This window comes from Leifsonia sp. 10L418 (assembly GCF_056395445.1).
On record NZ_JBFTJN010000003.1, the window covers coordinates 169,859 to 182,139 of the forward strand.

The following is a 12,281-nucleotide window of genomic DNA, read 5'->3' on the forward strand; positions in this document are numbered from 1 at the left end:
CGCCGGGAAGCCACCGGCGGGGTCTTTTCTTCGATGCGGTTCAGGGCGTTTCGTCTGTGTACGACCGGGACATTTCCACCGACCTGCGCATGTGACGCCACGCAACCTGAACCGCAAGTTCAGGCAGAATACTCGATCTCAGCCCACGTTGTGCAGCCAGACAATTGAGTTCATGTCACTGGCGTGCCGGAACGGCTCAAGCTCGTCGTCCCAGGCCTGACCAAGCACCAAGCGGAGCTCCCGATGCAACTCGCGCACGTTCATCCCGGCCAGCTCGAGCGCACTGCGCAGCCGATCTTCGGGGATCACGATGTTGCCCACCGCGTCGGTCTGAGCGAAGTAGATCCCGAGATCGGGCGTGTGCAGCCAACGCCCGCCATCCGTGCCGGGACCGGGATCTTCCGTCACCTCATAGCGGAGGTGTTCCCAACCGCGCAGGGCTGACGCGAGAGAGGCCCCGGTACCGGGTACGCCCTCCCAGTAATACTCGGCGCGCTGGGCATCCTTCAGGACCGGTTGCTCAGACCAGGCAAAATTCGCCGCCTCGCCGAGCGCTCGACCAACCGCCCACTCGACGTGCGGGCAGAGCGCTCGCGGTGCCGAGTGAACATAAATAACTCCCCGTGCAGTGGGTACCTGACGGGTTTGTGCTGCCGTCATCAATTTCTCCGTTCTGGTGAGGTGCGTCTTCCCCAACGACCTCGAAACGAATCTGATTCGGCAATGCTGTGAAATTATGCGGCGGTGAGGCCGTTAGCTGATTATGCCCTACCGCTTCCGAGGACCACAACCGCGGAAATGTACCTGCGTGTCGTCGTCAGTTCTGCAACGTTCAGCTCCGCACCCGCGCAATTATGTATATTCGGTATATATTCAGCGGTCAGTTGATCAGGAGCCCCGATGTCAGTTCGAAGCAGTCTTCTCGCGATCCTGACTCTCGGCCCGGCCTACGGATTTCAACTTCATGTTGAACTGCGCTCACGCACCGGAGCGCGACGGACCGTCAATGTGGGTCAGATCTACGCCACCCTCGACCGCCTGGTCACGCAGGGAGCGGTAGACGCCGCCGGGGTGACCGATGACGGCCTGCCGCTCTATCGGCTGGCCGAGCCCGGCCGCCGTGAAGCGCTCGCCTGGCTACACGACACGTCAAGTGTGGCCGGCGAGGAATGGTCGGAGTGTCTTGACCGAGTGCTGATTGCCTCGTCGCTGCCCGAGATTGATGCGCTTGAGATCATTGCGGCCTACCGCCGAGCCTGGTCGGCCAGCCCTGAGCGCCCGGCGGAGAACGAACAGGAACGGCTGGTCGCCGCGGCAGAGACGGCCCTTGCCGCCGCGGCGCTGGCCTGGCTGGATGCGGCTGCGACGGCAATCAGTGCCTCCGAACCCGGTTCGTTCGAGCGTGAGCTGAGCGACGAACGCCCGCGGCGGGGCCGCCGGCCGGCACACGTGACCGACGTGCAGGAGAGCGCGGGCTGACCGTTCGCCCGCCTGCTACTTCGCGTCTGCGTAGCTGTCGACGACGGCGACGGTCAGCGGAAAGTCAACGGGGAAATCACCGAACAACAACCGGCCGGCCCGGGCCGCAGCCTCATGGATGAGCGCCACCACCTGCTCGACTCGTTCGGCCGGTGCATGCACGATCACCTCATCGTGCAAGAAGAAGACGAGGTGCGGTGCTTCACTGAAGGGCCCGGCCGCTGCGCCCGTTGACTCCGGTTGCGGATGTTGGACGCCGAGCACGAGCAACGCCTTGCGAATCTCGGCCATCCAGCACAGCGCCCATTCCGCGGCGCTTCCTTGCACAATGAAGTTGCGGGTGAAGCGTCCCCAATCGCGCGCCTCGCTGCGTGCACGCCGCTCGTCGGTCGAGGAGGCGGCGGGGTCGTACGCTTGCGCCTGGGTGGCCAGCCATCGTTCGCCCGGGCGCGGCGAGGAGCGACCGAGACGGGTCGACACGACGTCGCCGCGTTCGCCGGCACGTGCCGCGGCCTCGGTCAACGCGAGCGCCCGCGGGTACGCCTTCGCCAGGCTCGGCAGCAGCCTGCCGCTCTCGCCGGATGTCGCCCCGTACATGGCGCCGAGCATCGCAATCTTCGCCTGATCGCGCGTCTCAACGACGCCACGCGCGACAATTCCGGCGTAGAGGTCGGTGCCGCGTCCGGCATCAGCCATCGCCATGTCACGGGAGAGCGCGGCAAGGATGCGCGGCTCCAGCTGCGCGGCGTCGGCCACCACCAGCTTCCAGCCGTCATCGGCGACGACGGCTCCGCGCACCTGCTTGGGTAGCTGGAGGGCGCCGCCGCCCTTGGCTGCCCAGCGCCCGGTCACGACGCCGCCCGGAACGTAGTCTGGCCGGAATCTGCCGTCGACGATCCAGGTGTCCATCCAATACCAGCCGTTCGCGGTGAGCAGGCGCGAGCGCTTCTTGTACTCCAGTAGCGGCGCGATGACCGGGTGCGTGAGCTCCTGCAGCTCCCAGGCTCGAGTGGACGTCACCCGGAGCCCAGCCCGCTGCAGCGATTTCAAGACGTCTTGCGGCGAATCGGGGTTCAGCACGGGGTCGCCGAGTGCCGTGCGAATCTGGCCGGCCAACTGCTCGAGCCGGCTCGGCCGGGTGCCGTACGGCACCCGGGGCCCGAGTTCAGCGGTGAGCAGCTGAGCGTGGATGTCGGTGCGCCACGGAAGCCCGGCGAACTGCATCTCTGCCGCGATCAGGGCGCCCACCGACTCCGCGGCCAGGAGAAGACGCAGTCCGGCCGGTTCTGCCGACGTCGCGACGGCATCCATTTGGCGGGTGAACTCGGCCAGAGCATCGCCGTCGGCGGATTCGGAATCATCGGAGTCGCTTGAGCCGGGTTCGGATGCGAAGAAATCGAAGAGTGTGGCCGGCGCGACGGCGGAGGCGTCGGCGATCGCCGACGCGCCATCCCACTGGGTGGGTGCGGCACGAGCCAGACCGCTGTCTGCGGTCAACTCGGAGTTGCGCAGGATTGCGTGAGAGAGTCGCAAGTCGTGGGCGCGCTGCACACGGATGCCCGCCCGCAGCAATCCCGGATACCACCGTGCGGTGTCGTCCCAGACCCACCGGGTGGCGTCGGGCTCCTCGCCCAGCACGTACGCGTGAAACTCCGCCTCGGTGAAGGTCTGGGGCGCGGCCGATGGAGCGACGCCGTCAGCGGTGAGTTCGACGCTCTGCACGAGGACTCCCCCACTACCCGACTCACTCACGACGCGATACACACTGCAATTCTCTCCCGGACCACTGACACGGCATCACCACACGTCTGAACGTTGGCTCGACCCGTCAGCTCTCGCCCCAGGCCTCCGCGAGCAAGGCCAACGTCTCCTCATCGCTCAACTGGTGAAAGTCCGAATAGAACTGCCCGATGGCCCAGAAGACATGGGGCGCCTCCACGACCACGAGGGCGTCAACCACCTCAGCCAGTTCATCGAGCTGATCGGCCGGCGCAACCGGAACCGCGAGCACGACCCGTGCGGCGCCCTCCCGTCGCAACACGGCAACCGCCGCCTTTGCCGTGGCGCCCGTCGCCACCCCGTCATCGACGACCACGACCTCCCGTCCGCGCACCGGGAGAGTCGGGCGGTCACCGCGATAGCGTCGCCGACGCCGCTCGATCTCCGCGAGCTCACGGGTGCGGCCCGCATCGAGTCCCTGAACGTCGCTGCCCGTGGCCCGGAACACGTCGAGATTCACGATGGTCGGCGCCTCGGTGTCGGGGAGTGCCGCATCGTCCCGAGCATCGGCGTCCCACGCGTCAGCGTCGTGAGCGAGACCGTCGCGCGCTGCGCCGCCGGGCAGATCCGCCGCATCCGCCACTGCCGCGAGCGCCACTTCCGGATACCCGGGGGCACCGATCTTTCGCACGATCAGCAGATCGAATGGCGCTGCCAGTGCCCGCGCCACCTCCAGGGCGACCGGAACGCCGCCGCGCGGCAGGGCGAGCACGATCGGATCGTCGAGGTGCAACGCGACAAGTCGCGTCGCGAGTCGACGCCCGGCTTGTCTGCGGTCGCTGAACATCACCATTTCGCTTCCTTGTCGAAAGCCTAGCCCGGGTTGAGAGGAACGACAGGGGGCGCTACGCTCGGTCCGCATCGCCCCGCTACCCTGACCACGAGTCAAAGGAGATTCCCATGGCACCTCGATATACCGCCCCTCTTGGCGCACCGTGTTGGATCGATCTGATGAGTTCTGACACCGATCGTGCCGTGTCGTTTTACGGCGACATCTTCGGCTGGCGCGCTGAACAGGGCGGCGAGGAGTACGGCGGCTACATCAGCTTGTACCAGGGCGACGCCATCGTTGCCGGGCTGATGAAGAACGAGGCAGATTCCGGGTATCCCGATGGCTGGTCTACCTACCTGTCGAGCGTCGACATCCATGCGACAGTGTCCGCTGCGGAGTCGGCGGCCGGAACCATCCTGCTGCAGCCCATGGACGTGGTGACGCTCGGTCGGATGGCCGTGATCGCCGACCCCGGCGGCGCCTCGATCGGAGTGTGGGAACCGAATGAGCTCACCGGGTTCGCCGCACATGGCCTGGCGGGAACGGCGTACTGGCATGAATTGCACACCCGCGATTACCCGGCCGTCGTGCCGTTCTATCAGAAGGTCTTCGGTTGGCAAACGGAGATCACCGGAGACACCGACGAATTCCGCTACACCGTGCAGGTCTCCGGGCCCGAACAGTTGGCCGGGATCATGGACGCCCACGGATTTCTGCCGGAGGGCGTGCCGTCAAGCTGGCAGGTCTATTTCGGCTCAGCGGATGTCGATGCCACCCTGGCACGGATCGTCGAGTTGGGCGGAAGCATCGTCGAAGAGGCCGAAGACACTCCGTTCGGTCGGCTCGCCGGCGCTACCGACCCGGGCGGGTCATTCTTCAAGCTCACGTCACTGACCTTGTGACCCACTGACGTTGTGACCCACCGTGCCTGACGAGCAGGCCTGACTGAAGGGACACCGATGATCACAACACTGGCTCCGAACGAAGTCTTCGTTTTCGGCTCGAACGCCGCCGGCGCGCACGGTGGGGGCGCCGCTCGTCTGGCCTGGGAGCGATTCGGCGCCGTCTGGGGCGAAGGCCACGGCTTGCACGGACAGAGCTACGGCATCGACACGATGAGCGGCTTGCCCGTGATCGAGCAGGAGGTGGCTGGGTTTCTCGAGTTTGCCGCGGCGCATCCGGAACTGCGTTTCTTGGTCACCGCGATCGGCTGCGGGATCGCGGGGTACCAGCCGCACCAGATCGCGCCGCTCTTTGCGGGAAGCACCAGCAATGTGGTGCTTCCCGACCGTTTCATACGTGAACTCGGTGAGTCCGGTGAGCCAGGGACGACTCAGTAGCCGCCGCCCGCTGCCGGGGTTGTGACCTTGGCCCCGTCGGGACCGACCACCCACCAGATTCCGCCGACTCCCTGCCCGTTCACATCGCCGGCTGCCGTGTCTGCCGCATAACGGTAGAGCGGAAGCCCATTGAGAGTCACCTGATCTTTTCCGTCGGGGAGAGTGATGGTGCCGAGCGTGCCGGTGACTCCCTCAGCCGTCGGGGTACCCGTGGTCGTCACCGGCGGCCAACTCGCAAGGCAGTTGCCTTCGCAGGCGCTCTTGCCGGAATTGGCCGTGTCGTTGTCGAAGACGTAGACAGTCATTCCTGTGCCGTCGACGACGATCATGCCGAGCGAACTCGACGCTGTTGAGAGGGCCGCCGTCGAGGCGCCGGGCATGGCCGTCGACGAACTGCTCGACGAGGAGCTGCTTGACGAGCTGGGGGTCGAGCCGTAGCCACCACCCCCACCGGTTTGGGAGCATCCGGCGAGCGCCAGCACGGCCAACGCCCCGACGACGAGTGCTCCTCGAATCTTCGTGTTCATGAGTGGGTCTTTCTCCCCCGGTTTGTGATTTCTCCGACGATGGGCAACCCCCACTCATGAACACGAGACATGAAGCCGCCCGGTTCAGCCGACTCGCTGAACCGGGCGTTGGGTCATTCGTCGTTCTCCCGACCGCGGTGACCCTGCTCCTCCTCCTTAGTCGCTGTCGTCGTGACTGCCCTGACCGTCATGACTGCCCGGGCCGCCCAGCGGAACGATGGTGACCTTGCCGATCGGTTGCGGGTTCCCTGTCGCGTCGGGCACGAACGAGTCGGTCGTGACATAGAGGCTGCCCTTGTGCAGTTCGATGGCTGCCGGTGACGACAGCGCCAGCAATACCGAGGGTGTGGATGCCCCGCGCGGGATGACCGAGATCTGGCCGCTGCCGGTCGGTCCACCGAACAGCTCGGCTACATAGATGGTTCCCGACTTCGGCGAGACGGCAAGCCCTGTGGCTCCACCGAATCCGGAGGCCACCTTCACAACCTCTCCGCTGTCAGGATCGACCTTGACAACCGAGCCGCGGGCGCCGAGTTCTTGCGACTCCGGGCCACCCGGAAGTGAGGTGACGTACAGCCACCCGTCGGGGCCGAGCTCGACATCCGTCGGCACCGGCTCAAACCGGTAGTTGTATCCCGTAGTGCACGTCGGCAACCCAAATTGAGCCACCACTTCTGCAGTGGCGACGATCGGATCGGCGGGTGGCAGAACAGCGGTCGTCGACACGGTGCCGTCGTAGTCCACTCTCAGGATGTCGTTGCCTCCGGCATCGGCCACATAGACCGCATCATCGAGTGCCACGCTTCCATAGGCGTGGGTGTCAATGACGCCGGTGTAGCTGGCCGGTTGGTATGGCGGAGCCGAAGGGTCGATTTGATCGGCACAGGCCTGTGGCAACCCCTCAAACCCGTAGGTGTTGATCTGGTCGGGGTTTGCTGAGTTTTCGTAGGCCCAGAGGTCGGCAACCGGGGTCGGTGCACCGCCGTTCTCCATCTTCATCAGTGAAGAGCTGCTGTGATCCATCGCGTTCTGTGCGTAGTAGACGGTGCCGCCCCGCTCCGAGACAGCGCCGATCTCCTGACCGGGCGCGCTCGCCGCAACCGAAGCCGTGCCGCTTTGCGTCACCTGGGTGAGCTGCCCGATGAAGTTCTGGGTGGTGTAGACGATTCCGTCGCGCTGCACGGCGAGGCTGAGCGGCGAAGTGAGGCCGTCCGTGAGGGTGACCGGAGTTCCTGGTTGCGGGGGCGAGCTTCTATCGCGGCCGCCGGCGAGCGCCGGTGCGGCAACGGTCATCGCGGCGAGCGCAATTGCACTTACTGCGGCAACAAGCAACGGCTTTTTCATTGAGTCCTCCCTGTTTTCGATGGGTGATGCCTCGAAGGGGGCTCGCAATCGCTTCACGCAACGAGGGCTTGACGCCGCGAAGGATACCCCCGTTCGGGGGGTATATCTAGGGAGCTTGACTGAGCGCGTTCTGCACGGGCAATGAACCCGCCAAGGAACCAGGAGAACCCTCCAAGGAATCGCAGAACACGGTGCTGGAACAGAACCGTTAGGTTTTGCGCCGGCACCGTGAGGAAACCGTTAGGACCAGCGCCACGCGCTACCAGGAGGTATCTAATCGTTCTCTGCACCCCCGTGGTGCACGCACCCCGACCGGGGGTTCGCGTCGCTCAAACAGCAGGAGTTTCCGTGCTCGACCTTGTTTACGTTCTCGGCATCATCGCCGTGTTCGCACTCGTCGGCCTCGTCGCTTGGGGGGTGGAGAAGCTGTGATCTTCTTCAACATCCTGGCCGCAGCGCTCGCCGTCGCTTCGATTGCCTACCTTGTCTACGCCCTCGTGAAACCGGAGAAGTTCTGATGAACGCGTGGTTCGCGATTCTCCAGGCCGCCACGCTGGTCGTCATCCTCGCTGCCCTGTATCGCCCGCTCGGCGACTACATGGCACGCCTCTACACGAGCTCGAAAGACCTCGCAGTCGAACGCGGCTTCTACCGCTTGATCGGGGTGGATGCCCGGGCCGAGCAGACCTGGCCGGCCTATCTCCGCGGGGTTCTCGCGTTCTCGGCCATCGGCGTGCTTTTCGTCTACGGGCTTCAGCGTGCCCAGGCGATCCTGCCCTACTCGCTCGGCTTCCCGGCGGTGCCGGAAGGGCTCTCGTTCAACACCGCTGCCTCCTTCGTCGCCAACACCAACTGGCAGTCCTACTCGCCTGACGTGACGCTGGGCTACACGGTGCAGATCATGGGTCTCGCCGTGCAGAACTTCGTCTCTGCCGCCGTCGGCATCGCCATCGCCATCGCGTTGATCCGAGGATTCGCCAGCCGCAAGACGGGCACAATCGGAAACTTCTGGGTCGACCTGACTCGGGGCACGCTGCGCCTGCTGCTGCCGATCGCCGCTCTCGGCGCGATCATCCTGATCGCCGGCGGCGTCATCCAGAACTTCAACGGTTTCACCGAGGTGACCACGCTGAGCGGCGGCACGCAGTCGATTCCAGGCGGGCCCGCTGCGTCGCAAGAGGTGATCAAGCTGCTCGGCACCAACGGTGGCGGCTTCTTCAACGCCAACTCGTCGCATCCGTTCGAGAACCCGACGGCCTGGACCAACCTCTTTCAGGTCGTGCTGATGCTGATGATCCCGTTCAGCCTGCCGCGCACCTTCGGCACCATGGTCGGCAACCGCAAGCAGGGGTACGCGATCCTCGCCGCGATGGCAACGATCTTCGTCGTCTCACTCACGGCGCTCACCCTGCTGGAGTCCGCCGGGGCCGGCACAGCGCCGATGGCGGCCGGCGGCGCGATGGAGGGCAAGGAGACGCGGTTCGGCATTGCCGGATCGACCTTGTTCGCCACCACGAGCACCCTGACCTCGACCGGTGCGGTGAACTCGATGCACGACTCGTACACCTCACTCGGTGGCATGGTCCCGATGATCAACATGATGCTCGGTGAGGTTGCGCCGGGTGGTGTCGGTTCTGGCATCTACGGCATGCTCGTGCTCGCCGTCATCACCGTGTTCCTCGCCGGACTGCTGGTCGGTCGCACACCCGAGTACCTCGGCAAGAAGATCGGCACCCGCGAGATCAAGCTCGCGAGCCTCTACATCCTGGTCACGCCGACCATCGTCTTGCTCGGAACCGCGCTCAGCTTCGCGATTCCCGCCGTGCGAGCGGATGTGCTCTCCACGTCGATCTGGAACTCCGGGCTTCACGGCTTCTCCGAGGTGCTCTACGCGTTCACCTCGGCGGCGAACAACAACGGTTCGGCCTTCGCCGGCCTGACCGCGAACACCCCGTGGTTCAACACCGCTCTCGGCGTGGCCATGCTGCTCGGCCGCTTCATCCCGATCGTGTTCGTCTTGGCCCTGGCCGGTTCGCTCGCCGCTCAGGACAAGGTGCCTGCTACCGCCGGAACCCTGCCGACCCACAAGCCGCAGTTCGTCGGCCTGCTCGTCGGCGTGACGATCGTGTTCACCGCCCTCACCTATTTCCCCGTTCTTGCGCTAGGTCCCCTAGCTGAAGGGTTGCAGTAACAACCATGTCAACGCTCACACGCATGTCTTCGGCACCGGAGCACTCTGCTCCAGGCACTCCGCAAGCGCCGCACCGACCCGCGCAGAAAAGCGCGGTCAGTGTCGCTCAGCTCGTGGCCGCGCTGCCCGGTGCATTCACCAAGCTCGATCCGCGACTCATGTGGCGGAGTCCCGTCATGTTCATCGTCGAGATCGGTGCGGTGCTCACCACCGTTCTGGCGATCGCCGAGCCGTTCCTCGGCGGCCCGGCCGAGTCGGGCGGCTCCGCCGTTCCGCCTTCGTTCACCTGGGCGATCGCCGTCTGGCTCTGGCTCACCGTGCTCTTCGCGAACCTGGCCGAGTCGGTGGCAGAGGGGCGCGGCAAGGCCCAGGCCGACAGCCTGCGCCAGACCCGCACCGACACCACGGCGAATCGGGTCAGCGACTACAACCCGCTCGGCGATCCTGCAGCACTGCATGCCACCACGCGCGGCCTCTCCTCCGCCGAACTGCAACTCGGGGATGTCGTCGTCGTCACGGCCGGCGAACTGATCCCCGGTGATGGCGACATCATCTGGGGCATCGCCTCGGTCGACGAGTCGGCGATCACCGGAGAGTCCGCCCCGGTCGTTCGGGAGTCGGGCGGCGACCGCAGCGCCGTCACCGGCGGCACCCGGGTGCTCTCCGACCGCATCGTCGTGCAGATCACCAGCAAGCCGGGTGAGACATTCATCGACCGGATGATCGCCCTCGTCGAGGGCGCCTCCCGCCAGAAGACGCCGAACGAGATGGCGTTGAACATCCTGCTCGCCAGCCTGTCGATCGTCTTCGTCGTCGTCACGCTGACGCTGAACCCGATCGCCAGCTACTCAGACGCCACGGTGAGCCTTCCGGTACTGATCGCGTTGTTGGTCTGCCTCATCCCGACCACGATCGGCGCCCTGCTCTCCGCCATCGGAATCGCCGGCATGGATCGCCTGGTGCAGCGCAACGTTCTGGCCATGTCCGGCCGCGCGGTGGAAGCCGCCGGTGACGTGACCACGCTGCTGCTCGACAAGACCGGAACCATCACCTACGGCAACCGCCGTGCGGCAGAATTCGCCCCGCTGTCGGGCGTGGCGATGGCCGACCTGATCGAGGCCGCCGCGCTCTCGTCGCTGAGCGACCCGACCCCTGAAGGAAAGTCGATCGTCGACCTGGCCGAGGAACAGGGTTTCGTCAGGCCGACCGCGCTGAGCGGTGACATCGTGCCGTTCACGGCCCAGACCCGGATGAGCGGCATCGACCTCGCCGGCGGCGCCGAGATCCGCAAGGGTGCCGGCTCTGCGGTGATCGAATGGATGCGTGACTCCGGCATGCGTGACGCCGACGCCGTCACGGCGCAGGCCAAGGCCGAACTCGACGCCCAGGTGCAGCGCATCTCGCTGGCCGGTGGCACCCCGCTCGTGGTGGCCACGAAGTCGGCAACCGGCCACGCCCGCATCCTCGGCGTTGTCTACCTCAAGGACATCGTCAAGGAAGGCATCAAGGAACGGTTCGCCGAGCTGCGAGCCATGGGCATCCGCACCATCATGGTGACGGGCGACAACCCGCTGACGGCGAAGACCATCGCTGCAGAGGCCGGCGTCGACGACTACCTGGCCGAGGCCACCCCCGAAGAGAAACTCGCGCTGATCAAGCGCGAGCAGGAGGGCGGCAACCTCGTTGCGATGACCGGTGACGGCACCAACGATGCCCCGGCTCTGGCTCAAGCGGATGTCGGTGTGGCGATGAACACGGGAACGTCGGCGGCCAAGGAAGCCGGCAACATGGTCGACCTCGACTCCGACCCGACGAAGCTGATCGACATCGTGCGGATCGGCAAGCAGTTGCTGATCACCCGGGGTGCGTTGACGACGTTCTCGATCGCCAACGACGTGGCGAAGTACTTCGCCATCATTCCGGCGATGTTCGCCGGGGTGTTCCCTGGCCTCGCGCTGCTGAACGTGATGCAGCTGCATTCCCCGGCGTCGGCCATCCTGTCGGCGATCATCTTCAACGCCATCATCATCGTGGCGCTGATCCCGCTGGCGCTGCGCGGCGTGAAATACCGGCCGATGAATGCCTCACGCATCCTCAACCGCAACCTGCTGATCTACGGCGTGGGCGGTGTGATCGCCCCGTTCCTCGGAATCAAGCTGATCGACCTCTTCGTCAGCCTCATCCCCGGCTTCTAAACCGGAACTTCTCAGCTGAATTCTCGAAACGGAATAGGAAAATGAGCTCAACACAACGCTCCACCGCTCGGCACTACTGGGTCGCCGTGCGAGCCATGCTGGTTCTCACCGTGGCACTCGGGCTGGTCTATCCACTCGCGATCACCGCGATCGGCCAGCTGGCGCTCCCCTGGCAGGCCAATGGTTCCGCCGTGGCCGTCGGGGGCACCACGGTCGGGTCCGCCCTGATCGGGCAGTCGTTCACCGACGACAAGGGTCAGCCGCTCGCCGAGTGGTTCCAGCCTCGGCCGTCGGCCGCGGGCGACGGCTACGACGCCGCAGCATCGAGCGGCAGCAACTGGGGTCCGGAGAACAAAGATCTGATCGACGCGATCGCCTCCCGCAAGGCCGAGATCTCCGCGACGGACGGCGTCGCTCCCGGCGACATCCCCGCCGACGCGCTGACCGCATCCTCGTCGGGGCTTGACCCACAGATCAGCCCGGCCAACGCGCTGATGCAGGTGGACCGGGTGGCCACGGCACGCGGAGTCTCCGCAGAGCAGCTGCGAACCCTCGTCGAGTCTAAGATTCAGGGACGGGACCTCGGCATTCTGGGCGATCCCACCGTGAATGTTCTGCAGTTGAACGTCGCCCTTTCAGAGATGGACCAGTAAC

The 12,281-nt window shown here is 65.6% G+C and carries 12 protein-coding genes; 7 read left to right on the forward strand and 5 right to left on the reverse strand.

Annotated features, from left to right (window positions below):
- Positions 1-138: 138 nt before the first annotated feature.
- Positions 139-660 (reverse strand): DUF3145 domain-containing protein, encoded by a 522-nt coding sequence (locus tag AC1DCF_RS08735; RefSeq protein WP_477210664.1) that lies wholly within the window; start codon positions 658-660, stop codon positions 139-141.
- Positions 661-900: 240 nt separating this feature from the next.
- Between AC1DCF_RS08735 and AC1DCF_RS08740 the strand changes: the two genes are divergently transcribed.
- Positions 901-1,479 carry a PadR family transcriptional regulator gene (locus AC1DCF_RS08740; protein ID WP_477210665.1) on the forward strand — a complete coding sequence of 193 codons (579 nt, stop codon included), beginning with the start codon at positions 901-903 and terminating at the stop codon, positions 1,477-1,479.
- Positions 1,480-1,494: 15 nt separating this feature from the next.
- On the opposite strand, the gene AC1DCF_RS08745 is transcribed toward AC1DCF_RS08740, so the two are convergent.
- Both AC1DCF_RS08745 and AC1DCF_RS08750 read right to left on the reverse strand, forming a co-directional pair.
- Positions 1,495-3,243 (reverse strand): bifunctional 3'-5' exonuclease/DNA polymerase, encoded by a 1,749-nt coding sequence (locus tag AC1DCF_RS08745; protein ID WP_477210666.1) that lies wholly within the window; start codon positions 3,241-3,243, stop codon positions 1,495-1,497.
- Positions 3,244-3,307: 64 nt separating this feature from the next.
- Positions 3,308-4,051 (reverse strand): phosphoribosyltransferase, encoded by a 744-nt coding sequence (locus AC1DCF_RS08750; RefSeq protein ID WP_477210667.1) that lies wholly within the window; start codon positions 4,049-4,051, stop codon positions 3,308-3,310.
- 158 nt (positions 4,052-4,209) lie between these two features.
- Between AC1DCF_RS08750 and AC1DCF_RS08755 the strand changes: the two genes are divergently transcribed.
- Together AC1DCF_RS08755 and AC1DCF_RS08760 are read left to right on the forward strand one after the other, a co-directional pair.
- Positions 4,210-4,932, forward strand: a complete 723-nt coding sequence (locus tag AC1DCF_RS08755; RefSeq protein WP_477210668.1) for a VOC family protein — start codon at positions 4,210-4,212, stop codon at positions 4,930-4,932.
- Positions 4,933-4,989: 57 nt separating this feature from the next.
- On the forward strand, positions 4,990-5,370 hold the full coding sequence (locus AC1DCF_RS08760; protein WP_477210669.1) for an A1S_2505 family phage non-structural protein: 381 nt from the start codon (positions 4,990-4,992) through the stop codon (positions 5,368-5,370).
- On the opposite strand, the gene AC1DCF_RS08765 is transcribed toward AC1DCF_RS08760, so the two are convergent.
- Positions 5,364-5,897 (reverse strand): COG4315 family predicted lipoprotein, encoded by a 534-nt coding sequence (locus AC1DCF_RS08765; RefSeq protein WP_477210670.1) that lies wholly within the window; start codon positions 5,895-5,897, stop codon positions 5,364-5,366. The genes AC1DCF_RS08760 and AC1DCF_RS08765 overlap by 7 nt on opposite strands.
- Before the next feature lie 156 nt (positions 5,898-6,053).
- Positions 6,054-7,241 carry a ScyD/ScyE family protein gene (locus tag AC1DCF_RS08770; RefSeq protein ID WP_477210671.1) on the reverse strand — a complete coding sequence of 396 codons (1,188 nt, stop codon included), beginning with the start codon at positions 7,239-7,241 and terminating at the stop codon, positions 6,054-6,056.
- A 428-nt stretch (positions 7,242-7,669) separates the two neighbouring features.
- Between AC1DCF_RS08770 and kdpF the strand changes: the two genes are divergently transcribed.
- Genes kdpF through kdpC form a run of 4 tightly spaced genes read left to right on the forward strand, consistent with a single transcriptional unit; the run spans position 7,670 to position 12,280 of the window.
- The gene (gene kdpF, locus AC1DCF_RS08775) at positions 7,670-7,759 is read left to right on the forward strand and encodes a K(+)-transporting ATPase subunit F (RefSeq protein ID WP_441792221.1); all 90 of its coding nucleotides are present in this window, start codon (positions 7,670-7,672) and stop codon (positions 7,757-7,759) included.
- Positions 7,759-9,432: a potassium-transporting ATPase subunit KdpA gene (gene kdpA / locus AC1DCF_RS08780; RefSeq protein ID WP_477210672.1), complete on the forward strand. Its 1,674-nt coding sequence runs from the start codon at positions 7,759-7,761 to the stop codon at positions 9,430-9,432. The genes kdpF and kdpA overlap by 1 nt, the downstream gene beginning before the upstream one ends.
- 5 nt (positions 9,433-9,437) lie before the next feature.
- Entirely contained in the window at positions 9,438-11,627 is a 2,190-nt protein-coding gene (gene kdpB, locus AC1DCF_RS08785) for a potassium-transporting ATPase subunit KdpB (protein ID WP_477210673.1), read from the forward strand.
- Between the two features lie 41 nt (positions 11,628-11,668).
- Positions 11,669-12,280, forward strand: coding sequence for a potassium-transporting ATPase subunit KdpC (gene kdpC, locus AC1DCF_RS08790; RefSeq protein WP_477210674.1), 612 nt, complete (start codon positions 11,669-11,671; stop codon positions 12,278-12,280).
- Position 12,281: the final 1 nt, after the last annotated feature.

Excerpts from the sequence above, each read along its gene's own strand:
- AC1DCF_RS08760 (WP_477210669.1), top strand. The coding sequence starts at position 4,990 with ATGATCACAACACTGGCTCCGAACGAAGTCTTCGTTTTCGGCTCGAAC.
- AC1DCF_RS08740 (WP_477210665.1), top strand. The coding sequence starts at position 901 with ATGTCAGTTCGAAGCAGTCTTCTCGCGATCCTGACTCTCGGCCCGGCC.
- AC1DCF_RS08750 (WP_477210667.1), bottom strand. The coding sequence starts at position 4,051 with ATGGTGATGTTCAGCGACCGCAGACAAGCCGGGCGTCGACTCGCGACG.
- kdpA (WP_477210672.1), top strand. The coding sequence starts at position 7,759 with ATGAACGCGTGGTTCGCGATTCTCCAGGCCGCCACGCTGGTCGTCATC.
- AC1DCF_RS08755 (WP_477210668.1), top strand. The coding sequence starts at position 4,210 with ATGAGTTCTGACACCGATCGTGCCGTGTCGTTTTACGGCGACATCTTC.
- AC1DCF_RS08735 (WP_477210664.1), bottom strand. The coding sequence starts at position 660 with ATGACGGCAGCACAAACCCGTCAGGTACCCACTGCACGGGGAGTTATT.
- kdpB (WP_477210673.1), top strand. The coding sequence starts at position 9,438 with ATGTCAACGCTCACACGCATGTCTTCGGCACCGGAGCACTCTGCTCCA.
- AC1DCF_RS08765 (WP_477210670.1), bottom strand. The coding sequence starts at position 5,897 with ATGAACACGAAGATTCGAGGAGCACTCGTCGTCGGGGCGTTGGCCGTG.
- kdpC (WP_477210674.1), top strand. The coding sequence starts at position 11,669 with ATGAGCTCAACACAACGCTCCACCGCTCGGCACTACTGGGTCGCCGTG.
- AC1DCF_RS08770 (WP_477210671.1), bottom strand. The coding sequence starts at position 7,241 with ATGAAAAAGCCGTTGCTTGTTGCCGCAGTAAGTGCAATTGCGCTCGCC.